General features: G+C 71.1%; 19 protein-coding genes and 1 pseudogene. 15 read left to right on the top strand and 5 right to left on the bottom strand.

The window, feature by feature from the left end; genetic code table 11:
* Positions 1-27: 27 nt before the first annotated feature.
* Positions 28-2,397 (bottom strand): Tex family protein, encoded by a 2,370-nt coding sequence (locus ABZO29_RS08460; protein WP_367319523.1) that lies wholly within the window; start codon positions 2,395-2,397, stop codon positions 28-30.
* A gap of 165 nt (positions 2,398-2,562) precedes the next feature.
* On the opposite strand from ABZO29_RS08460, the pseudogene ABZO29_RS08455 reads away from it, so the two are divergent.
* Together ABZO29_RS08455 and ABZO29_RS08450 are read left to right on the top strand one after the other, a co-directional pair.
* Positions 2,563-3,524: pseudogene (locus ABZO29_RS08455) on the top strand (GlxA family transcriptional regulator).
* Between the two features lie 10 nt (positions 3,525-3,534).
* Positions 3,535-4,170: a DJ-1/PfpI family protein gene (locus tag ABZO29_RS08450; RefSeq protein ID WP_367319522.1), complete on the top strand. Its 636-nt coding sequence runs from the start codon at positions 3,535-3,537 to the stop codon at positions 4,168-4,170.
* Here ABZO29_RS08450 and ABZO29_RS08445 read toward each other — a convergent pair.
* Positions 4,157-4,906, bottom strand: coding sequence for an enoyl-CoA hydratase/isomerase family protein (locus ABZO29_RS08445; protein ID WP_367319521.1), 750 nt, complete (start codon positions 4,904-4,906; stop codon positions 4,157-4,159). The two genes, ABZO29_RS08450 and ABZO29_RS08445, sit on opposite strands and share 14 nt — an antisense overlap.
* 259 nt (positions 4,907-5,165) lie before the next feature.
* Between ABZO29_RS08445 and ABZO29_RS08440 the strand changes: the two genes are divergently transcribed.
* A complete protein-coding gene (locus ABZO29_RS08440; protein WP_367326080.1) occupies positions 5,166-5,684 on the top strand; it encodes an ATP-binding protein in 519 nt (172 codons plus the stop codon).
* A gap of 9 nt (positions 5,685-5,693) precedes the next feature.
* Here ABZO29_RS08440 and idi read toward each other — a convergent pair whose 3' ends face one another.
* The 3 genes from idi to galE form a co-directional block, all read right to left on the bottom strand.
* Entirely contained in the window at positions 5,694-6,290 is a 597-nt protein-coding gene (gene idi, locus ABZO29_RS08435) for an isopentenyl-diphosphate Delta-isomerase (protein ID WP_367319520.1), read from the bottom strand.
* A gap of 151 nt (positions 6,291-6,441) precedes the next feature.
* Positions 6,442-7,377 (bottom strand): cation diffusion facilitator family transporter, encoded by a 936-nt coding sequence (locus ABZO29_RS08430; protein WP_367319519.1) that lies wholly within the window; start codon positions 7,375-7,377, stop codon positions 6,442-6,444.
* 133 nt (positions 7,378-7,510) lie between these two features.
* A complete protein-coding gene (gene galE / locus ABZO29_RS08425) occupies positions 7,511-8,482 on the bottom strand; it encodes a UDP-glucose 4-epimerase GalE (protein ID WP_367319518.1) in 972 nt (323 codons plus the stop codon).
* A 283-nt stretch (positions 8,483-8,765) separates the two neighbouring features.
* Between galE and ABZO29_RS08420 the strand changes: the two genes are divergently transcribed.
* From ABZO29_RS08420 to ABZO29_RS08365, 12 genes are all read left to right on the top strand, one after another.
* Entirely contained in the window at positions 8,766-10,556 is a 1,791-nt protein-coding gene (locus ABZO29_RS08420) for a DUF5941 domain-containing protein (RefSeq protein WP_367319517.1), read from the top strand.
* Positions 10,553-11,305: a sugar phosphate nucleotidyltransferase gene (locus ABZO29_RS08415; RefSeq protein ID WP_367319516.1), complete on the top strand. Its 753-nt coding sequence runs from the start codon at positions 10,553-10,555 to the stop codon at positions 11,303-11,305. Before ABZO29_RS08420 ends, ABZO29_RS08415 begins: the two co-directional genes overlap by 4 nt.
* Complete coding sequence (locus ABZO29_RS08410; RefSeq protein WP_367319515.1) at positions 11,293-12,354, top strand: iron-containing alcohol dehydrogenase family protein; 1,062 nt, start codon at positions 11,293-11,295, stop codon at positions 12,352-12,354. Before ABZO29_RS08415 ends, ABZO29_RS08410 begins: the two co-directional genes overlap by 13 nt.
* Positions 12,332-13,111: a CDP-alcohol phosphatidyltransferase family protein gene (locus tag ABZO29_RS08405; protein WP_367319514.1), complete on the top strand. Its 780-nt coding sequence runs from the start codon at positions 12,332-12,334 to the stop codon at positions 13,109-13,111. The genes ABZO29_RS08410 and ABZO29_RS08405 overlap by 23 nt, the downstream gene beginning before the upstream one ends.
* Positions 13,108-13,992 carry a glycosyltransferase family 2 protein gene (locus tag ABZO29_RS08400; RefSeq protein ID WP_367319513.1) on the top strand — a complete coding sequence of 295 codons (885 nt, stop codon included), beginning with the start codon at positions 13,108-13,110 and terminating at the stop codon, positions 13,990-13,992. The genes ABZO29_RS08405 and ABZO29_RS08400 overlap by 4 nt, the downstream gene beginning before the upstream one ends.
* Before the next feature lie 97 nt (positions 13,993-14,089).
* Positions 14,090-15,019 carry an ABC transporter permease gene (locus ABZO29_RS08395; RefSeq protein ID WP_367319512.1) on the top strand — a complete coding sequence of 310 codons (930 nt, stop codon included), beginning with the start codon at positions 14,090-14,092 and terminating at the stop codon, positions 15,017-15,019.
* A complete protein-coding gene (locus tag ABZO29_RS08390; RefSeq protein ID WP_367319511.1) occupies positions 15,012-15,791 on the top strand; it encodes an ABC transporter ATP-binding protein in 780 nt (259 codons plus the stop codon). The genes ABZO29_RS08395 and ABZO29_RS08390 overlap by 8 nt, the downstream gene beginning before the upstream one ends.
* A gap of 444 nt (positions 15,792-16,235) precedes the next feature.
* Positions 16,236-17,138, top strand: a complete 903-nt coding sequence (hpnC, locus tag ABZO29_RS08385; RefSeq protein ID WP_367319510.1) for a squalene synthase HpnC — start codon at positions 16,236-16,238, stop codon at positions 17,136-17,138.
* Positions 17,135-18,085, top strand: coding sequence for a presqualene diphosphate synthase HpnD (gene hpnD / locus ABZO29_RS08380; RefSeq protein WP_367319509.1), 951 nt, complete (start codon positions 17,135-17,137; stop codon positions 18,083-18,085). Before hpnC ends, hpnD begins: the two co-directional genes overlap by 4 nt.
* The gene (locus tag ABZO29_RS08375; RefSeq protein WP_367319508.1) at positions 18,085-18,225 is read left to right on the top strand and encodes a DUF6380 family protein; all 141 of its coding nucleotides are present in this window, start codon (positions 18,085-18,087) and stop codon (positions 18,223-18,225) included. Before hpnD ends, ABZO29_RS08375 begins: the two co-directional genes overlap by 1 nt.
* Positions 18,222-19,691: a hydroxysqualene dehydroxylase HpnE gene (gene hpnE / locus ABZO29_RS08370; RefSeq protein WP_367319507.1), complete on the top strand. Its 1,470-nt coding sequence runs from the start codon at positions 18,222-18,224 to the stop codon at positions 19,689-19,691. The genes ABZO29_RS08375 and hpnE overlap by 4 nt, the downstream gene beginning before the upstream one ends.
* Before the next feature lie 74 nt (positions 19,692-19,765).
* Entirely contained in the window at positions 19,766-20,830 is a 1,065-nt protein-coding gene (locus tag ABZO29_RS08365) for a polyprenyl synthetase family protein (RefSeq protein ID WP_367326079.1), read from the top strand.
* Positions 20,831-20,855: the final 25 nt, after the last annotated feature.

The raw sequence follows: 20,855 nt of genomic DNA, 5'->3' as shown, positions 1-20,855 counted from the left end.
TCACCAGGGATCCGGGGCCCGCGGGTGTCAGCCCCGGCCCTTCTTCGGGTCGAGCAGACCCGCACGACGCAGCGCGTCGGCCATCGCGCTGTTGGCCGGCGGTGGCGCCTGGCGCGAGCCGCCGCCGGCGCCGCCCCGGCCGCCCTGTCGCTGCTGCGGTGCCCGTCCGCCGCGCTGCTGACGGCCTCCGCCGGAGGGCTGTCCGCCCTGCGGAGCCGCCTCGTCGTCCAGACGCAGCGTCAGCGAGATCCGCTTGCGCGGAATGTCGACGTCGAGGACCTTCACCTTGACGATGTCACCCGGCTTGACCACGTCGCGCGGGTCCTTGACGAACGTCTTCGACATCGCGGAGACGTGCACCAGGCCGTCCTGGTGGACGCCGACGTCGACGAACGCCCCGAAGGCCGCCACGTTCGTCACGACGCCCTCCAGGACCATCCCGGACGACAGGTCGGAGATCTTCTCCACGCCCTCCTTGAAGGTGGCCGTCTTGAAGGCGGGCCGCGGGTCGCGCCCGGGCTTCTCCAGCTCCTTGAGGATGTCGGTCACGGTCGGCAGACCGAACGTCTCGTCCACGAAGTCGCCCGGCTTCAGCGACCGCAGCACGCCCGAGTTGCCGATGAGCGCGGCCACCTCCTGCCCGGACGTCTTCACCATCCGCCGTACGACCGGATACGCCTCCGGGTGCACGCTGGACGCGTCCAGCGGGTCGTCACCGCCGCGGATCCGCAGGAAGCCCGCGCACTGCTCGTACGCCTTCGGACCCAGCCGCGCCACGTTCTTCAGCTGCGAGCGCGAGGTGAAGGGGCCGTTCGAGTCCCGGTGCGCCACGATGTTCTCCGCCAGCCCGGAGGTGATCCCGGAGACGCGGGCGAGCAACGGGGCCGACGCCGTGTTCACGTCGACGCCCACGCCGTTCACACAGTCCTCCACCACCGCGTCCAGCGAACGCGACAGCTTCACCTCGGACAGGTCGTGCTGGTACTGGCCGACACCGATCGACTTCGGGTCGATCTTCACCAGCTCGGCCAGCGGGTCCTGCAGCCGGCGCGCGATGGACACCGCGCCGCGCAGCGACACGTCCATGTCGGGCAGCTCCTGGGAGGCGAAGGCGGAGGCCGAGTACACGGAGGCGCCCGCCTCGGACACCATCACCTTGGTGAGCTTCAACTCCGGGTGCCTGGTGATCAGTTCACCCGCGAGCTTGTCGGTCTCGCGGGACGCCGTGCCGTTGCCGATCGCGATCAGTTCGACCGCGTGCTCCTTCGCCAGCCGCGCCAGCCTGGCGATCGCCTCGTCCCACTTGTTCGCCGGGACGTGCGGGTAGATGACGTCCGTGGCGACGACCTTGCCGGTCGCGTCCACCACGGCCACCTTCACACCCGTACGGAAACCGGGGTCCAGGCCCAGCGTCGCGCGCGTGCCGGCCGGCGCGGCGAGCAGCAGGTCCCGCAGGTTCGCCGCGAACACGTTGACCGCCTCGTCCTCGGCGGCCGTACGCAGCCGCAGACGCAGGTCGATGCCGAGGTGGACCAGGATGCGGGTGCGCCACGCCCAGCGGACCGTGTCCGTCAGCCACTTGTCGGCGGGCCGGCCGCGGTCGGCGATCCCGAACTTCGACGCGACGATCCCCTCGAACGACGACGGACCCTCGGTGGGCTCCTCCGGTTCCAGGACGAGGTCGAGGACCTCCTCCTTCTCACCGCGCAGCATCGCCAGGATCCGGTGCGAGGGCAGCTCGGTGAACGGCTCGGCGAAGTCGAAGTAGTCGGCGAACTTGGCGCCGGCCTCCTCCTTGCCGTCGCGCACCTTGGCGGCGAGGCGCCCGCGCACCCACATGCGCTCGCGCAGCTCGCCGATCAGGTCGGCGTCCTCGGAGAACCGCTCGGTCAGGATCGCCCGGGCGCCGTCGAGCGCGGCCTGCGGATCGGCCACGCCCTTGTCGGCGTCGACGAACGCGGCGGCCGCGGCGAGGGGTTCGACGCTCGCGTCGCCGAGCAGCCCCTCGGCGAGCGGCTCGAGCCCTGCCTCACGGGCGATCTGCGCCTTGGTCCGCCGCTTCGGCTTGTAGGGCAGATAGATGTCCTCGAGCCGCGCCTTGGTCTCGGCGCCCCGGATCTGCGTCTCCAGCTCCTCGGTGAGCTTGCCCTGCTCGCGGACCGACTCCAGGATCGCGGTCCGGCGCTCCTCCAGCTCCCGCAGATAGCGCAGCCGCTCCTCGATCGTGCGCAGCTGCGCGTCGTCGAGCATCTCCGTCGCTTCCTTGCGGTAGCGGGCGATGAAGGGCACCGTCGAACCGCCGTCGAGCAGCTCCACGGCAGCCTTGACCTGCCGCTCCCGTACGCCGAGCTCCTCGGCGATCCTGCCTTCGATGGACCCTACGAGGGGTGTCGTCACGATCCCGTACCGCCTTCTCCACTGAGGTTGCGCGGCAATTGTGGCAGGTGACACCGACAGCGGGGGGTCAGGGCGGCGGCACGTCGGACCGTATCGGCCGTGATGGCAGGAAAGGTGGGTTATTCGTCATTGCGGCCACGCGCCCGGCGCCCAAGAATCGATCACATGGCCCCGCGCACCGTTCTCGTCCTCCTCTTCGACGGCGTACAGAGCCTCGACGTCACCGGCCCCCTGGAGGTCTTCACCGGCGCCGAGAAGCACACCCCGGGCACGTACCGCGTCCGAACGGCCTCCCTGGACGGCGCCGCCGTGCGCACCTCCAGCGGCCTCACCCTCGTACCGGACGAGGCACTCACGGACGCGGCCGACCCGCACACGCTCCTCGTCCCGGGCGGCGAGGGCACCCGCCGCCCGGGCATCCTGCCGCTGACCGGCTGGCTGCGCGGCCACGCCCCACGCGCGGAGCGCCTGGTGTCCGTGTGCACCGGCGCGTTCCTGCTCGCCGCCGCGGGCCTGCTGGACGGCCGCCGCGCGACGACCCACTGGGCGTACAGCGACACCCTCACCTGGCACCACCCGGCCGTCGAGGTCGACCCCGACCCCATCTACGTCCGGGACGGGAACGTCTACACCTCGGCCGGTGTCACCTCCGGCATCGACCTGGCCCTCGCCCTGGTCGAGGAGGACCTGGGCCGGGAGGCCGCCCTGGCCATCGCCCGTCACCTGGTCGTCTTCCTGCGGCGGCCCGGGAACCAGGCCCAGTTCAGCGCCCAGCTGGCCGCGCAGACCGCCCGGCGGGAGCCGCTGCGGGAAGTCCAGCAGTGGATCACCGAGCACCCCGCCGCTGATTTGACCGTCGACGCCCTCGCCGCCCGCGCCCGTCTCTCGCCCCGCCACTTCGCCCGCGCCTTCCAGTCCGACACCGGCATGACACCCGGCCGCTACGTCGACCGCGTCCGCCTCGAACACGCCCGCCGCCTCCTGGAGGACACCGGCGACGGCGTCGAGGAGATCTCCCGCGCCAGCGGCTACGGCACCCCCGAAGCCGGCGGCGCGCCTTCGTCAAGGCCCTCGGGACGGCCCCGGCCGAGTACCGGCGCCGGTTCCGCGCGGCACCCGCCCACTGAAGGGAAACAGATGCAGATCGCCATCGTCCTGTTCGACCGCTTCACCGCCCTGGACGCCGTCGGCCCGTACGAGACCCTCGGCCGGCTGCCGGACGCGGAGACCGTCTTCGTCGCCGAGCGGACCGGCCCCGTGCGCACGGACACCGGCAACCTCGCCCTCACCGCCGACAGGACGTTCGCCGAGGTGCCGAGCCCCGACATCGTGGTCGTGCCGGGCGGCCCCGGCCAGACCCCGCAGATGGAGAACGAGACCCTCCTGGCGTGGCTGCGCACCGCCGACACCGCCAGCACCTGGACGACCTCGGTGTGCACCGGCTCCCTGCTGCTCGCCGCCGCCGGGCTCCTCGAGGGCCGCCGCGCGACCTCGCACTGGCTCGCGCTGGACTACCTGAAGCGGTTCGGCGCCGAGCCCACGGGGGAGCGTGTCGTCATCGACGGCAAGTACGTCACCGCGGCGGGCGTCTCGTCCGGCATTGACATGGGTCTCACCCTGCTCGGCCGGATCGCGGGCGACGAACACGCCCAGGCCGTGCAACTGCTGACCGAGTACGACCCGCAGCCGCCCTACGACGCCGGGTCGCCGCAGAAGGCGCCCGCGCACCTCGTCGAGGAGTTCCGGGCCAAGAGCCGGTTCATCCTGACGTAGTCCAGGTGAAGCGCGGCTGTCTGCGCTCGAGGAACGCGGCGACGCCCTCCGCGGTGTCGCCGCTGCCGCGCGCCTGCTCGGCCCAGTACCCGTCCCGGTCCGTCCGCCCGTTCGCGAACTCCTTCGCCGCTGCCTGCGTCAACTGCGAGCGGCCCACCAGGATCCGGGTGAACTCCGCGACGCGCTTGCCGAGTTCGCCCTCGGGGAGCACCTCGTCGACCAGGCCGGTGCGCAATGCCCGCTCCGTGTCGATCAACTCGCCGGAGAACAGCAGGTACTTGGTGGCCGCCGGGCCCACAAGCGCCGCCAGCCGCCGCGTCGAGGAGGCGGGATACACGATACCGAGCTTCGCCGGCGTCACCCCGAACAGCGCGCCCTCCTCGGCGAACCGCAGATCGCAGGCCGCCGCCAGCTGCGACCCGCCGCCCACGCAGTGGCCCCGCACCGCGGCCAGCGTCGGCTTCGGGAAGGCCGCCAGGGCCTCCTCGGCGTGCACGGCCAGCCGCTGCGCCTCGTCCGGCGACCCCTGCAGCGTGGAGATGTCGGCCCCCGCACAGAACGTGCCGCCCTCACCGGTCAGCACCAGGGCCCGGACGTCCGGATCGGCGGCCAGGGTGCCGAGCAGCGGCGGCAGCGCGCGCCACATCGCGGCCGTCATGGCGTTGCGCTTGGCCGGATGGTGGATGACCACGGTGGCGACCGAGTCGGTGACGCTGTGCAGCAGCTGCGGCTCCATGCGCCGGATGCTATCCGCACCGGCGGATCGTGCGATCAAGGGGGCGGGGACGAATGGGGCGTCAAACCCGTACAACCCGAATAGTTCGCGAAGTCGGCTCGACCGGGACAGGAGCAGTCCCGCGACCTGACCGGGTCATACGCCAACGATCAGAAACGCTCGATACCGGCTGACTTCTGTTCAGGTCTCCGGAGTGACGTGGCTCGTTACCAACACTCGTCCTGTGGTGACAATCGAGCGCAAGGGTGGCGACCGGACGATGGACAACCAAGGGCGCGGGCCCGGCCCACGCCCAGCAGGCGGCGCGGGCGCACCTCTCGAGCCCCTCGACGCACAGACGCCGGATCCGCTGCCGTACGAGGGCGTCTGGCGGTTCACCGCTCCCTCCGTGGACGCCTCCGTCCCGCAGGCGCGCCATGCCGTACGGGACCTGCTGTACCGCCAGGGCGTGCCGGTCTCGGAGGACCTGGTCCAGGGGCTGCTGCTGATCGTCTCGGAGCTGGTGACCAACGCGGTGAAACACGCGGCACTGCTCTCGCCGATGCTCGCCGTGGAGGTGGCCGTCGGAGCGGAGTGGGTGCGGGTGTCCGTCGAGGACAACCACCCCTACCGCCCGACCGCCCTGGAGGCCGACCACGGCCGGACCGGCGGCCGTGGACTGCTGCTGGTGCGCGAGATCACCAAGGAGGCGGGCGGGGCCTGCGACGTCGAGCACACGGCGAGCGGCGGCAAGGTGATCTGGGCCGCCCTGCCACTCAAACCCGTCCGGGTTCCGTGAGGCCCGGGGTCACCAGCCGGCCGAAGCCCCCGTCAGTTCCCTGATCGCGGGACGCGCCGCGTCCAGGACGGTCATGAACCACGAGGAGAACGTGTCCTTCGCGTGCCGCTCCGCGAGCTCGGCGGGTGTCACGAACGCGGTCGCGCCGACTTCCTCGGGGTCGGGCCGCAGCGGCGACTGCACCATCCCGACGAACAGGTGGTTGTACTCCTGCTCCACCAGGCCCGAGTCCGGGTCCGGGTGGTTGTAGCGGACCGTGCCCGCCTCGGCGAGCAGTGACGGGGAGGCGCCGAGTTCCTCGTACGTCCGCCGCGCCGCCGCCGCGAAGGGCGCTTCGCCGGGGTAGGGGTGACCGCAGCAGGTGTTGGACCACACACCGGGGGAGTGGTACTTGCCGAGCGCCCGCTGCTGCAGCAGCAGCCGGCCGTGCTCGTCGAACAGGAACACCGAGAACGCCCGGTGCAGCTGCCCCGGCGGCTGGTGGGCGGCGAGCTTCTCCGCGGTGCCGATCGTCACGCCGTTCTCGTCGACCAGTTCCAGCAAAATCGCTTCCGCGGCGCCGTTCGACGACGAACTCTGCGTCGCGGCGGCAGGTGTGATCGGCATACCCATCCTTCGCATCGGTCTTCGCGCCCCAAGTGTGCCGTACGAATCCGGCACTCCCGGCAGTTGATCGTGCCCGGCGCGGCGCACCCGGAACCGTCCGCGGGGGCTGTGGGGATGAGGACGCGAGCCTGCGCCGGACCGCTGCATTCCGTCAGAGACAGAGTCGCGCCTCGTGCTCCGCGTGCCCTCCCGGTTCCAGCTGGAAGGTGCAGTGCTCCACGTCGAAGTGGTCGCCCAGGCAGCCCTGGAGCTCGTGCAGCATCTTCTCGTGGCCGATCGCGTTCAGGACGTCGGAGCGCACGACCACGTGCGCCGACAGCACCGGCATCCCCGAGGTGATCGTCCAGGCGTGCAGGTCGTGGACGTCCTCTACCCCGTCCAGGGCGAGGATGTGGGCCCGGACCTCCGCCACGTCGACGCCCTTGGGAGCCGCCTCCAGCAGCACGTCGAGCGTCTCGCGCAGCAGCTTCACGGTCCGGGGCACGATCATCAGCCCGATGACGAGCGAGGCGATCGGGTCCGCGGCCCGCCAGCCGGTGGCCAGGATCACCAGCGCCGAGACGATCACCGCGAGCGAGCCCAGCGCGTCCGCTGCCACCTCGAGGAACGCGCCGCGCACGTTCAGGCTCTCCTTCTGACCGCGCATCAGCAGGGTGAGCGAGATCATGTTCGCGACCAGGCCGAACAGACCGAACACGGCCATCAGGCCGCCTTCGGTGCCGGCGGGGGTCAGGAAGCGCTGGACCGCCTCGTACAGGACGTAGCCGCCCACCCCGAGCAGCAGCAGACAGTTGGCGAGGGCGGCGAGGATCTCGGCGCGCGCGAAGCCGAAGGTGCGGTGCGCGCTCGGCGGGCGGGCCGCGAAGTGGATGGCGAGCAGCGCCATGCCCAGACCCAGCGCGTCCGTCGCCATGTGCGCCGCGTCCGCGATCAGCGCGAGGGAGTCCGCGACCACACCGCCGGCGATCTCGACCACCATGACGCCGAGCGTGATCGACAGCGCGACGCGCAGCCTGCCGCGGTACGCCGAGGCCGCCGTACCGCTCGCCGGAGTGTGCGTGTGGCCGTGATCGTGCCCAGCCCCCATGGAAGCCGCCCTCCTCGTTCCGCCCGGGATCACAGTGAACTACGGGTGGGGGGTATCCGGCAACGCGGCACTGAACACCGTTGTCATGTGCCTTGACCTGCGAAAACGAACCGCAGGTCAAGGCACCCTCAGTTCACTTGCCGCGGTGCAGCAGCCAGCCCTGCCACGCCGACTCGACCATCTCCCGCACCTCGCGCCGCGCGGTCCAGCCCAGCTCCGCTGCGGCCCGCCCGGCCGAGGCGACCGCCCGCGGCGCGTCCCCGGGACGGCGCGCCTCGACCACGGCGGGCCGCCGGTCGCCGGTGACCTCGCCGATGAGCGCGATCAGCTCGCGCACCGAGACGCCCTCGCCGCGGCCGATGTTCACCGTCAGATCGCCCCCGACGCCCGCCTCGGACAGCCGCCGGGCCGCCGCGAGGTGCGCGTCCGCGAGGTCGGCGACATGGATGTAGTCGCGGATGCAGGTGCCGTCCGGCGTCGGGTAGTCGTCACCGAAGATCCGCGGGGCTTCGTCGCGCGTGAGCCGGTCGAAGACCATGGGGACGATGTTGAACACCCCGGTGTCGGCCAGCTCGGGCGTGGCCGCGCCCGCCACGTTGAAGTACCGCAGGCACACCGTCGAGATGCCGTGCGCCCGGCCGGCCGCCCGCACCAGCCACTCCCCGGTGAGCTTTGTCTCGCCGTACGGGTTCACCGGCGCGCACGGAGTGTCCTCCGTGATCAGGTCCACGTCGGGGTTGCCGTACACGGCCGCCGACGAGGAGAAGAGGAAACGCTTGATCCCGGCCTCGGCGACCGCCTCCAGGAGTGTCGCGAGACCGCCCACGTTCTCCTGGTAGTAGCGGGTCGGCTGCGCGACGGACTCGCCGGCCTGCTTGCGCGCGGCGAGGTGCACCACACCCGTCACCCCGTGCTCGGCGAGGACCCGCTTCAGCAGGTCTCCGTCCAGCGACGACCCCTGGACCAGCGGGATGTCCACCGGGAGCCGTGCGGGTACGCCGGCCGACAGGTCGTCCAGTGCGACGACCCGCTCTCCGGCCCGGCTCATGGCCCTTGTCACATGTGCCCCGATGTATCCGGCTCCGCCGGTGATCAGCCACGTCATGGTCGCCCACCCTATGCCGACCTCTCCGGGGCCCCGTACGCAATGTCCTTGATGTGAGCGTCTGGGATACGCGGTTTGTGGGCGGGGCCGCCGATCACCGATGATGATCGCGGCAAAGGCCGGTGCGGACCGCGTCGACCGTGCCGTGAACGGGCGGTGAACACGGGCTTCCGGGCATCCGATAGCCTCTGCCGACATGCCGCCCGGCCAGGCCCTGACGCCAAGGGGCGCCCACCATGCACATGACCGGCGCGGACGCGTCGGACCCAGGGAGTGAGTTCGGTTGTCGACCGCCATCCTCACCGGTCAGCCGGTCCCCGGATCGTCGATCGAGGGCGACCTGCGGTCCCTCGGCTTCGACGTACGGCTCGCCTCCGACACCGCCGACGCCGAGACGATCCTCGCGGCGGTGCCGGGCGACCAGCGGGTCGCGGTCGTGGACGCACGCTTCGTGGGGCACCTGCACGCGCTGCGCCTCGGCCTCACCGACCCCCGCTTCCCGCTCGCCGCGGTACCGGGCGCCGTGACCGCCCAGCCGTCCGGCCGCCAGGACCTGACCCGGGCGATGGCCCGCGAGAACTCCGCGAGCGGCGGCACCGCACTGGCCGTCGACAGCCTCGCCGACCGCATCGTCACCGCCCTCGACGCCGACGGCGCGGTGGTGCACCACCCCGAACTCGGCAGCCTCGTCGCCGAAATCCCCGCCGATCCGCAGGCCCGCAACGAGGCACGGCAGGCCGTCGCCGCCGTCGACGACGAGGCCGTACGCCTGAAATCGGCCGTGAAGTCCCGCGACGGCTTCTTCACCACGTTCTTCATCAGCCCGTACTCCCGCTACATCGCCCGCTGGTGCGCCCGCCGCGGGCTGACCCCCAACCAGGTCACCACCGCCTCCCTGATCACCGCGCTGATCGCGGCGGGTTGCGCGGCCACGGGTACGCGGGGCGGATTCATCGCCGCGGGCATCCTGCTGATCGCCTCGTTCGTCCTCGACTGCACGGACGGCCAGCTCGCCCGCTACTCCCTGCAGTACTCCACGCTCGGCGCCTGGCTGGACGCGACCTTCGACCGCGCCAAGGAGTACGCCTACTACGCGGGCCTCGCCCTGGGAGCGGCCCGCGGCGGCGACGACGTCTGGGCGCTGGCGCTCGGGGCGATGATCCTGCAGACCTGCCGGCACGTGGTCGACTTCTCCTTCAACGAGGCCAACCACGACGCCACCGCCAACACCAGCCCCACGGCCGCCCTCTCCGACAAGCTGGACAGTGTCGGCTGGACGGTGTGGGTGCGCCGGATGATAGTCATGCCCATCGGCGAACGATGGGCCATGATCGCTGTCCTGACCGCGGCCACCACCCCGCGCATCACGTTCTACGCGCTGCTCATCGGCTGCGCCTTCGCGGCCTCCTACACCACGGCGGGCCGCCTGCTGCGGTCGGTCACCCGCAAGGCGCGACGCACGGACCGGGCCGCGCAGGCGCTGGCCGACCTTGCCGACAGCGGGCCGCTGGCCGAGCTGCTTGTCCGCACTCCCGGCGGGATCCGCGTTCCGGCTCCCGTCAGCGCCGTTGTCGGCGCCGTCCTGCTGGTGCTCACGGCCTGGCTCGACGGGCCGGGCTTCTCGATCGTCGTGGCCGCCGTCGTGTACGTCCTGGTGTCCGCAGACGCTGTCGCCCGCCCGCTCAAGGGCGCCCTCGACTGGCTCGTCCCCCCGATCTTCCGCGCCGCCGAGTACCTCACCGTCCTTGTCCTGGCGGCCAAATCGGATGTTAACGGCGTGCTTCCCGCAGCTTTCGGACTGGTGGCCGCCGTCGCCTACCATCACTACGACACGGTGTACCGCATCCGCGGCGACGCCGGAGCGCCCCCGGCCTGGCTGGTGCGCGCCACAGGGGGGCACGAAGGGCGGACGCTGCTCGTCGCCGTCCTTGCCGCGCTGCTCACCGCCTCGCAGTTCAAGGTCGCGCTCACGGCGCTCGCCGTGGCCGTGGCCCTGGTGGTGCTCGTCGAGAGCATCCGCTTCTGGGTGTCCTCCGGGGCCCCCGCCGTACACGATGAAGGAGAACCCGCATGATCGGCCTCGTGCTGGCGGCCGGCGCCGGACGGCGTCTGCGCCCCTACACCGACAGCCTGCCCAAGGCGCTGGTGCCGGTGGGGCCCGCGGGCATAGAGGGCGAACCGACGGTCCTGGACCTGACGCTCGGCAACTTCGCCGAGATCGGCCTGACCGAGGTCGCGATCATCGTCGGCTACCGCAAGGAGGCCGTGTACGAGCGCAAGGCCGCCCTGGAGGAGAAGTACGGCCTGAAGCTCACCCTCATCGACAACGACAAGGCCGAGGAGTGGAACAACGCCTACTCCCTGTGGTGCGGCCGTGACGCCCTCAAGGACGGTGTGATCCTGGCCAACGGCGACACCGTCCACCCGGTCTCCGTCGAGAAGACGCTGCTCGCCGCCCGCGGCGACGGCAAGAAGATCATCCTCGCTCTCGACACCGTGAAGTCCCTCGCGGACGAGGAGATGAAGGTCGTCGTGGACCCCGACAAGGGCGTCCAGAAGATCACCAAGCTGATGGACCCGTCCGAGGCCACCGGCGAGTACATCGGCGTCACCCTCATCGAGGGCGACGCCGCCCCGGAGCTGGCCGACGCCCTGAAGACGGTCTGGGAGTCCGACCCGCAGCAGTTCTACGAGCACGGCTACCAGGAGCTCGTCAACCGCGGCTTCAAGATCGACGTGGCGCCGATCGGCGACGTCGAGTGGGTCGAGATCGACAACCACGACGATCTCGCCCGCGGACGGGAGATCGCGTGCCAGTACTGACCCGGCTCATCCCCTCGCCGGTCGTCGTGGACATCCGCCCGGGTGCCCTCGACGACCTGGCCTTCGTGCTCGCCGACGAGCGCATCTCGCAGTCGGGCAAGCTCGCCGTCGCCGTCAGCGGCGGTTCGGGCGCCCGGCTGCGCGAGCGGATCGCCCCCTCGCTGCCCGGCGCCACCTGGTACGAGGTCGGCGGCGGCACCATCGACGACGCGGTCCGGCTGGCGAACGACATAAAGGCCGGCCACTACGACGCGGTCGTCGGCCTGGGCGGCGGGAAGATCATCGACTGTGCCAAGTTCGCGGCGGCACGCGTCGGCCTTCCGCTGGTCGCGGTCGCCACCAACCTCGCGCACGACGGCCTGTGCTCGCCGGTCGCGACCCTCGACAACGACGCGGGCCGCGGCTCGTACGGTGTGCCGAACCCCATCGCGGTCGTCATCGACCTCAACGTGATCCGTGAGGCTCCCGTCCGCTTCGTGCGCTCCGGCATCGGCGACGCCATCTCCAACATCTCCGCCGTCGCGGACTGGGAGCTGGCCAACCGCGTCAACGGTGAGAAGATCGACGGTCTCGCCGCGGCGATGGCACGCCAGGCCGGTGAGGCCGTGCTCCGGCACCCGGGCGGTGTCGGCCACGACGGCTTTCTGCAGGTCCTGGCCGAGGCACTGGTCCTCACCGGCATCGCCATGTCGGTGTCGGGCGACTCCCGCCCCTCCTCCGGCGCGTGCCATGAGATCAACCACGCGTTCGACCTGCTGTTCCCCAAGCGGGCGGCCGCCCACGGCGAGCAGTGCGGGCTGGGCGCGGCCTTCGCCATGTACCTGCGCGGAGCCCACGAGGAGTCGGCCTACATGGCCGAGGTGCTGCGTCGGCACGGGCTCCCGGTGCTGCCGGAGGAGATCGGCTTCACCACGGACGAGTTCGTCCGTGTCGTGGAGTACGCCCCGGAGACCCGGCCCGGCCGCTACACGATCCTCGAACACCTCGACCTGACAACCGACCAGATCAAGGACATCTACTCCGACTATGTCAAGGCCATCGGTAGCTGAACTGAGACCGGTCGTCCATCCCGCAGGGGTGAAGGACCGGCGCAGCGGTGAGCACTGGGCGGGACGCCTCTACATGCGCGAGGTGTCCCTGCGGGTGGACCGCTACCTGGTCAACACCAGGATCACGCCCAACCAGCTCACGTACCTGATGACCGTCTTCGGCGTCCTCGCGGCGCCGGCCCTGCTGGTGCCCGGTGTCCCGGGCGCCGTGCTCGGCGTGCTGATGGTCCAGCTCTACCTGCTGCTCGACTGTGTCGACGGCGAGATCGCGCGCTGGAAGCAGCAGTTCTCCCTGGGCGGCGTCTACCTGGACCGGGTCGGCGCCTATCTGACCGACGCCGCGGTCCTGGTCGGCCTCGGCCTGCGCGCCGCCGACCTGTGGGGGACGGGACGGATCGACTGGCTGTGGGCCTTCCTGGGCACCCTGGCCGCCCTCGGCGCGATCCTGATCAAGGCCGAGACCGACCTGGTCGGCGTCGCCCGGCACCAGGGCGGGCTGCCGCCGGTCAAGGAGGCCGCGTCCGAGCCGCGCTCCTCCGGCGTGGCGCTGGCCCGCCGTGCCGCCTCGGCGCTGAAGTTCCACCGGCTGATCCTCGGGATCGAGGCCTCCCTGCTGATCCTCGTCCTCGCGATCGCGGACGAGGCCAGGGGCGACCTGTTCTTCACCCGGCTCGGCACCGCCGTACTCGCCGGGATCGCGCTGCTGCAGACCGTGCTGCACCTGGTGTCCATCCTCGCGTCGAGCAGGCTGAAGTGAGCACGCCCATGAAGGTCGGCGCGGTGATCATCACCATGGGCAACCGCCCCGACGAACTGCGCGCGCTCCTCGACTCGATCGGCAAGCAGGACGGCGAACCCGTCCAGGTGGTCGTGGTCGGCAACGGCTCGCCGGTCCCGGCCGTCCCCGACGGCGTGCGCACCGTCGAGCTGCCCGAGAACCTCGGCATCCCCGGCGGTCGCAACGTCGGTGTGGAGGCCTTCGGCGCCGGCGGCCGTGAGGTGGACATCCTGATGTTCCTCGACGACGACGGCCTCCTGGCGAACCACGACACCGCCGAGCTGTGCCGCCGGGCCTTCGAGGCCGACCCGCGGCTGGGCATCGTCAGCTTCCGCATCGCCGACCCGGACACCGGGGTCACCCAGCGCCGCCATGTGCCCCGGCTGCGCGCCTCGGACCCCATGCGCTCCTCCCGGGTCACCACCTTCCTCGGCGGCGCCAACGCCGTGCGGACGAAGGTGTTCGCGGAAGTCGGCGGACTGCCGGACGAGTTCTTCTACGCCCACGAGGAGACCGACCTGGCGTGGCGGGCCCTCGACGCGGGCTGGATGATCGACTACCGGTCCGACATGGTGCTGTACCACCCCACGACCGCGCCCTCGCGGCACGCGGTGTACCACCGCATGGTCGCCCGCAACCGGGTCTGGCTGGCCCGCCGCAACCTGCCAGCGCTCCTCGTCCCGGTGTACCTCGGGGTGTGGATGCTGCTCACGCTGGTGCGGCGCCCGTCCCGGTCGGCCCTGAAGGCGTGGTTCGGCGGCTTCAGGGAGGGCTGGACCACTCCGTGCGGCCCTCGCAGGCCCATGAAGTGGCGTACGGTGTGGCGGCTGACCCGACTGGGCCGGCCTCCGGTCATCTGACAAGCTCTTTACTGAGAGCCTCCGGGCCGGATGTCCGGCGCCGGGCTCGTGCCAGACCCGCACAGGCTGCGCATCTCGAAGACGAAAGTTTCCACTAGTGAGTGAGACAACGCATGACGGCGGAGTCGCGGTGAGCCTGCCTCCGTCGCCCGACGAGGGCCTCCCGGCGGGGAAGCTCGCCGCCAAGTACGGGCTCGCCGTGAGCGGCGCCCGTCCCCCGCTCGGGGATTACGTCCGCCAGCTCTGGGGACGCCGGCACTTCATCCTGGCGTTCTCCCAGGCGAAGCTGACCGCGCAGTACAGCCAGGCCAAGCTCGGACAGCTCTGGCAGGTGGCGACGCCGCTGCTCAACGCGGCCGTCTACTACGCCATCTTCGGGCTCATCCTGAAGGCCAGCCGCGGCATGGCGACCGATGTGTACATCCCGTTCCTGGTGACGGGCGTGTTCGTCTTCACCTTCACCCAGAGCTCGGTGATGGCCGGTGTGCGGGCGATCTCCGGCAACCTCGGCCTGGTGCGCGCCCTGCACTTCCCGCGCGCCTCACTGCCGATCTCCTTCGCCCTGCAGCAGCTGCAGCAGCTGCTGTTCTCGATGATCGTGCTGTTCGCAGTGGCGGTCGCCTTCGGCAGCTACCCGGACATGTCCTGGGTACTGATCGTGCCGATCCTCGCGCTGCAGTTCCTCTTCAACACCGGACTCGCGCTGATCATGGCCCGCGCCGGCGCCAAGACCCCGGACCTGGCGCAGCTCATGCCGTTCATCATGCGTACGTGGATGTACGCGTCCGGCGTGATGTTCTCCATCCCGGTCATGCTGGCCGACAAGCCGCAGTGGGTCGCCAACGTCCTGCAGTGGAACCCGGCCGCGATCTTCATGGACCTGATGCGCTTCGCCCTCATCGACGGCTACGGCTCCGAGAACCTTCCCGACCATGTGTGGGCGGCCGCGGTGGGTTGGGCCGCGCTGTTCGCGGTCGGCGGTTTCGTGTACTTCTGGAAGGCGGAGGAGAGGTACGGCCGTGGCTGAGCAGGGGCGTGGGGAACGGATCCCCACCGTCATCGCCGAGGACGTGCACATCGTCTACCGCGTCAACGGCGCCAAGACCGGCAAGGGCAGCGCGACCGCCGCCCTCAGCCGCATACTCAGGCGCGGCGAGGAGCGCGGCGTGCGCAAGGTGCACGCCGTCAAGGGCGTCTCCTTCGTCGCCTACCGCGGCGAGGCCATCGGCCTGATCGGCTCCAACGGCTCCGGCAAGTCGACGCTGCTGCGCGCCATCGCCGGCCTGCTCCCCCCGGAGAGCGGCAAGGTCTACACCGACGGCCAGCCCTCCCTCCTCGGCGTCAACGCGGCCCTGATGAACGACCTCACCGGCGAGCGGAACGTCATCCTGGGCGGTCTCGCCATGGGCATGTCCCGGGAGCAGATCAAGGAGCGCTACCAGGAGATCGTCGACTTCTCCGGCATCAACGAGAAGGGCGACTTCATCACCCTGCCCATGCGCACCTACTCCTCCGGTATGTCGGCCCGGCTGCGCTTCTCCATCGCCGCCGCCAAGGACCATGACGTCCTGATGATCGACGAGGCCCTGGCCACCGGCGACGCCAAGTTCCAGCGGCGTTCCGAGGAGCGCATCCGGGAGCTGCGCAAGGAGGCCGGCACGGTGTTTCTGGTCAGTCACAGCAACAAGTCGATCCGGGACACCTGCGACCGCGTGCTGTGGCTGGAACGCGGTGAGCTGCGCATGGACGGCCCGACCGACGAGGTCATCAAGGAGTACGAGAAGTTCACGGGGAAGTAGCCCGACAGGGGGTGGCTCATGGATCGGGTCGGCTCCGGGTGACGGTGTCTCGGCACCCCGCCACCCCGGCCAGATCCATAAGCCACCCCCTGGGCGCAGGGCCCCGCCGGAACTGCCCGGCGGGGCCCTGCGTCTGCAAAGGAAACGTCAACTCCGGGCCCGCTTAGGAATCTTGACACCAATCGGTGTGTTGTTGTGATGTGCAGGACACCCCCGCGGGCCTCGCTGCGTTGTACAACGTAAGCTGTACCGGTCCCGAAACGCGGCAAGTAGGGCGATAATGCGCGACAACCCCCGTTGGGGACATCGCGCGGACGGCTGGGCGGCGTGTCCGAAATAGTGTGTATTGGGTCCGCAGTGTAGAACGGGAGATGTGACGGCAATGGCTACGGAAACTCCCCAGCTCAACGCAGCATGTGCCGTCCCCGCCCCGGGCAGTCCACGGTGACGGGAACCGACACGACGCGCACCTTCGACGTGGAGCGCGGCACGCTCGACAAGGCCGCGGGCGAGAACTTCCCCGTGGCACCGTTCTTCCTGCCCAGGGCCTGGCGCGCCGACCTGATGGCCGTGTACGGATTCGCCCGGCTCGTCGACGACATCGGCGACGGCGACCTGGCCCCCGGCGGCGCCGACGCCCGCCTGCTGGGCGTGTCGCCCGAGGAGGCCGAGGACCGCCTGGTCCTCCTCGACGCCTTCGAGGCCGACCTGAACCGCGTCTTCGAGTCGGCCCCCCGCCACCCCATCCTGCGCCGCCTCCAGCCGACCGTCCGGCGCCTCGCCCTCACTCCGGAGCCCTTCCTCGGCCTGATCGCCGCCAACCGCCAGGACCAGCTCGTCAAGCGGTACGAGACCTACGACGACCTCCTCGCCTACTGCGAGCTGTCCGCCAACCCGGTCGGCCGTCTCGTCCTCGCCGTCACCGGCACCTCCACCCCCGAGCGGATCCGCCGCTCCGACGCGATCTGCACGGCCCTGCAGATCGTCGAACACCTCCAGGACGTGGCCGAGGACCTCGGCCGTGACCGGATCTATCTGCCCGCCGCGGACATGAAGCGCTTTCACGTCCAGGATGCGGATCTCGCCACGAAAACCGCGGGCGCATCGGTGCGCGCACTGGTTGCATACGAAGCACAACGCGCCCGCGACCTCCTGAATGAAGGCGCCCCTTTGGTGGGTAGCGTCCACGGCAGGCTGAGGCTGCTGCTTGCAGGGTTCGTGGCGGGGGGAAGGGCGGCAATCCACGCGATCGCCGCCGCCGAATACGACGTACTTCCCGGCCCGCCCAAGCCCGGCAAGCTCCGGTTGCTGCGCGAGGTGGGCGTGACTCTGCGAGGAGAGGGGTGATCCGGACCGTGGAGCGTCCACCGCACACGTCCGCACCGGTACTCGCTGCCTACAGCTACTGCGAGGCCGTCACCGGACAGCAGGCACGTAACTTCGCCTACGGCATCAGACTGCTGCCCCCGCCCAAGCGCCGCGCGATGTCGGCGCTGTACGCGTTCTCGCGCCGCGTCGACGACATCGGTGACGGGTCGCTGAGCGACGATGTCAAGATCGCCAGACTCGAGGACACCCGGGCGCTGCTCACCCGGATCCGTGGGGGCGAGGTCGACGAGGACGACATCGACCCGGTCGCGGTCGCCCTCGCCCATGCCGCCCGGGCCTTCCCGATCCCGCTGGACGGCCTGGACGAACTGATCGACGGCGTCCTGATGGACGTACGCGGCGAGACCTACGAAACCTGGGACGACCTGAAGGTCTACTGCCGGTGTGTGGCGGGCGCCATCGGGCGGCTCTCGCTCGGCGTGTTCGGTACGGAACCGGGAGCGCGCGGCGCCGAGCGCGCGTCCGAGTACGCCGACACGCTGGGGCTCGCGCTGCAACTCACCAACATCCTCAGGGACGTTCGCGAGGACGCCCAGGGCGGACGCACCTATCTGCCCGCCGACGACCTCGCGAAGTTCGGCTGCTCGGCCGGGTTCGGCGGGCCGGTACCACCGGAGGGTTCCGACTTCGCGGGCCTCGTGCACTTCGAAGTGCGACGGGCCCGCACCCTTTTCGCCGAGGGCTACCGGCTGCTGCCCCTGCTCGACCGGCGCAGCGGTGCCTGTGTCGCCGCCATGGCCGGCATCTACCGCCGCCTGCTCGACCGTATCGAGCACGACCCGGAGGCCGTGCTGCGCGGTCGCGTGTCGCTGCCCGGGCGGGAGAAGGCGTACGTCGCGGTGCGCGGCCTGTCCGGTCTGGACGCCCTGTATGTGTCCCGGCAGACCGTCAGGAGGCGCGCCTGATGGACAATCCGGTCCAAGGTGACTCCACCGGCGAAAAGTGGCGCGCAACCCTCCGGTGGGAGACGGCGTCCCTGACTGCAACGGCCTGCCGTGCACCGTTCCATCGCCACGGCGGCCGCGAGGGGGAGGGTGCACGATGACCGACGGCATGCGGTCCGACGGGCCGCTCGCGGACGTGCCAGGCGCAGCCGAAGGGGCCTTTGGCGCCCCGGAGGCGAACCAATCGGCAAGGGGGAGGGACGCCGTCGTGATCGGCGGCGGGCTCGCCGGGATCACCGCCGCGCTCGCGCTCGCCGACGCGGGTGTGTGCGTCACCCTGCTCGAGGGCAGGCCCCGGCTGGGCGGCCTGGCCTTCTCCTTCCAGCGCGGCGAACTGACCGTCGACAACGGACAGCACGTGTACCTGCGCTGCTGCACCGCCTACCGCTGGTTCCTCGACCGGATCGGGGGCGCGGCGCTGGCACCGCTGCAAAATCGTCTCGACGTGCCCGTCCTCGACGTCGCCAAACCGGAGGGACGGAGGCTCGGCAGACTGCGGCGCGACGCGCTGCCGGTGCCCCTGCACCTGGGGCGGAGCCTGGCGACGTATCCGCATCTCTCGCTCGCCGAGCGGGCCGGGGTCGGGCGTGCCGCGCTCGCGCTCAAGGGTCTCGACCTCGCCGATCCGACCCTGGACACTCAGGACTTCGGCAGCTGGCTGACCGCGCACGGTCAGTCGGCGCGTGCCGTCGAGGCCCTGTGGGACCTGGTCGGGGTCGCCACCCTGAACGCGGTCGCGGGCGACGCCTCCCTGGGGCTCGCCGCGATGGTGTTCAAGACCGGTCTGCTGTCCGACCCGGGCGCGGCCGACATCGGCTGGGCGCGCGTCCCGCTGGGTGAACTGCACGACCGGCTGGCCCGCAAGGCGCTCGGCTCCGCGGGCGTCCGTACCGAAGTCCGTACACGCGTCACCTCCATCTCCACTGACGAAAACGGGCGTTGGAATGTTCAGGTTCCCGGCGAGACGCTCGCGGCGGACGCCGTGGTCCTCGCCGTACCGCAGCGCGAGGCGCACGACCTGCTGCCGGACGGGGCCCTCGACGCCCCCGGGGAACTGCTGCGGATCGGTACCGCGCCGATCCTCAACATTCACGTCGTCTACGACCGCACGGTCCTGACCCGGCCCTTCTTCGCCGCCCTCGGCTCCCCGGTGCAGTGGGTCTTCGACCGCACCGAGGCGTCCGGCCTGAGGGAGGGCCAGTACCTGGCACTCTCGCAGTCCGCGGCGCACGACGAGATCGAGGAGCCCGTCGCCGCACTGCGCGAGCGCTACCTGCCCGAGCTCGAACGGCTGCTGCCCGGCACGCGCGGCGCCGAAGTGAAGGACTTCTTCGTCACCCGGGAGCGCACGGCGACGTTCGCTCCCGCTCCCGGCGTCGGACGGTTCAGGCCCGGCGCCCGCACCAAGGCACCCGGCCTGTACCTGGCCGGAGCGTGGACCGCCACCGGGTGGCCCGCGACCATGGAGAGTGCGGTCCGCAGCGGTGTCAGCGCGGCGGACGCCGCGCTGAGCGCCCTGGGCCGGCCCCGCCCCCGTCACCTCTTCGAGTTCGAGGAGGCGGCCTGATGCTCGATCAGCACGGCTCGGCACACCCCCGCACCCCCTCCGGTACCGCAACAAGAGGAGAAACTGTGCCCACTGTGCCCCCGGCCTCGACGGCCGCTCGAGAGACCGCGGTGGACGTGACCGCGCTCCTGGAGCGCGGCCGGACCCTGGCCACGCCGGTGCTGCGGGCGGCCGTCGACCGCCTGGCGCCCCCCATGGACACGGTCGCCGCCTACCACTTCGGCTGGATCGACGCCCAGGGAAACCCCACGGCCGGTGACGGCGGCAAGGCCGTACGTCCCGCCCTGGCCGTGCTCTCCGCCGAGGTCACCGGGGCCGCGCCCGAGGTGGGCGTACCCGGCGCGGTCGCCGTCGAACTGGTCCACAACTTCTCGCTCCTGCACGACGACCTGATGGACGGCGACGAGCAGCGCCGCCACCGCGACACCGTCTGGAAGGTGCACGGCCCGGCCCAGGCCATCCTCGTCGGCGACGCCCTGTTCGCCCTCGCCAACGAGGTCCTCCTCGAGCTCGGCACGGTCGAGGCCGGCCGGGCGACGCGCCGGCTGACCACCGCCACCCGCGCGCTGATCGACGGTCAGGCGCAGGACATCTCCTACGAACACCGCGACCGCGTCAGCGTCGAGGAGTGCCTGGAGATGGAGGGCAACAAGACCGGCGCCCTGCTGGCCTGCGCCAGCTCCATCGGCGCCGTGCTCGGCGGCGCGGACGACCGCACCGCCGACACCCTGGAGAAGTACGGCTACCACCTCGGCCTGGCGTTCCAGGCCGTCGACGACCTCCTCGGCATCTGGGGCGACCCGGAGGCCACCGGCAAGCAGACCTGGAGCGACCTGCGCCAGCGCAAGAAGTCCCTGCCGGTCGTGGCCGCGCTCGCGGCCGGCGGCGCCGCATCCGAGCGGCTCGGCGAGATGCTCGCCGCCGACGCCAAGAGCAGCGACTTCGAGAACTTCTCCGAGGAGGAGTTCGCGGCCCGCGCGGCCCTCATCGAGGAGGCCGGCGGTCGTGAGTGGACCGCCGAGGAGGCACGCCGTCAGCACACCGTCGCCATCTCGGCCCTCGACGCCGTCGACATGCCCGACCGGGTGAGGTCGCGGTTCACGGCGCTCGCCGACTTCGTCGTCGTACGAAAGAGATGATCATTATCGGTCGAACAGCCCTCGC

Source organism: Streptomyces sp. HUAS ZL42 (assembly GCF_040782645.1).
Classification (GTDB): Bacteria; Actinomycetota; Actinomycetes; order Streptomycetales; family Streptomycetaceae; genus Streptomyces.
The sequence above is the reverse complement of the archived record's forward strand: the minus strand, read 5'-3'. Positions and strand labels throughout refer to the sequence as shown.

What these genes read in the sequence shown, in the direction of transcription:
- ABZO29_RS08445 (WP_367319521.1), bottom strand. Translation starts at nt 4,906, where the DNA reads ATGGAGCCGCAGCTGCTGCACAGCGTCACCGACTCGGTCGCCACCGTG.
- hpnE (WP_367319507.1), top strand. Translation starts at nt 18,222, where the DNA reads ATGACCGACGGCATGCGGTCCGACGGGCCGCTCGCGGACGTGCCAGGC.
- ABZO29_RS08430 (WP_367319519.1), bottom strand. Translation starts at nt 7,377, where the DNA reads ATGGGGGCTGGGCACGATCACGGCCACACGCACACTCCGGCGAGCGGT.
- ABZO29_RS08450 (WP_367319522.1), top strand. Translation starts at nt 3,535, where the DNA reads ATGCAGATCGCCATCGTCCTGTTCGACCGCTTCACCGCCCTGGACGCC.
- ABZO29_RS08415 (WP_367319516.1), top strand. Translation starts at nt 10,553, where the DNA reads ATGATCGGCCTCGTGCTGGCGGCCGGCGCCGGACGGCGTCTGCGCCCC.
- ABZO29_RS08375 (WP_367319508.1), top strand. Translation starts at nt 18,085, where the DNA reads ATGGACAATCCGGTCCAAGGTGACTCCACCGGCGAAAAGTGGCGCGCA.
- ABZO29_RS08440 (WP_367326080.1), top strand. Translation starts at nt 5,166, where the DNA reads ATGGACAACCAAGGGCGCGGGCCCGGCCCACGCCCAGCAGGCGGCGCG.
- ABZO29_RS08405 (WP_367319514.1), top strand. Translation starts at nt 12,332, where the DNA reads ATGTCAAGGCCATCGGTAGCTGAACTGAGACCGGTCGTCCATCCCGCA.
- galE (WP_367319518.1), bottom strand. Translation starts at nt 8,482, where the DNA reads ATGACGTGGCTGATCACCGGCGGAGCCGGATACATCGGGGCACATGTG.
- idi (WP_367319520.1), bottom strand. Translation starts at nt 6,290, where the DNA reads ATGCCGATCACACCTGCCGCCGCGACGCAGAGTTCGTCGTCGAACGGC.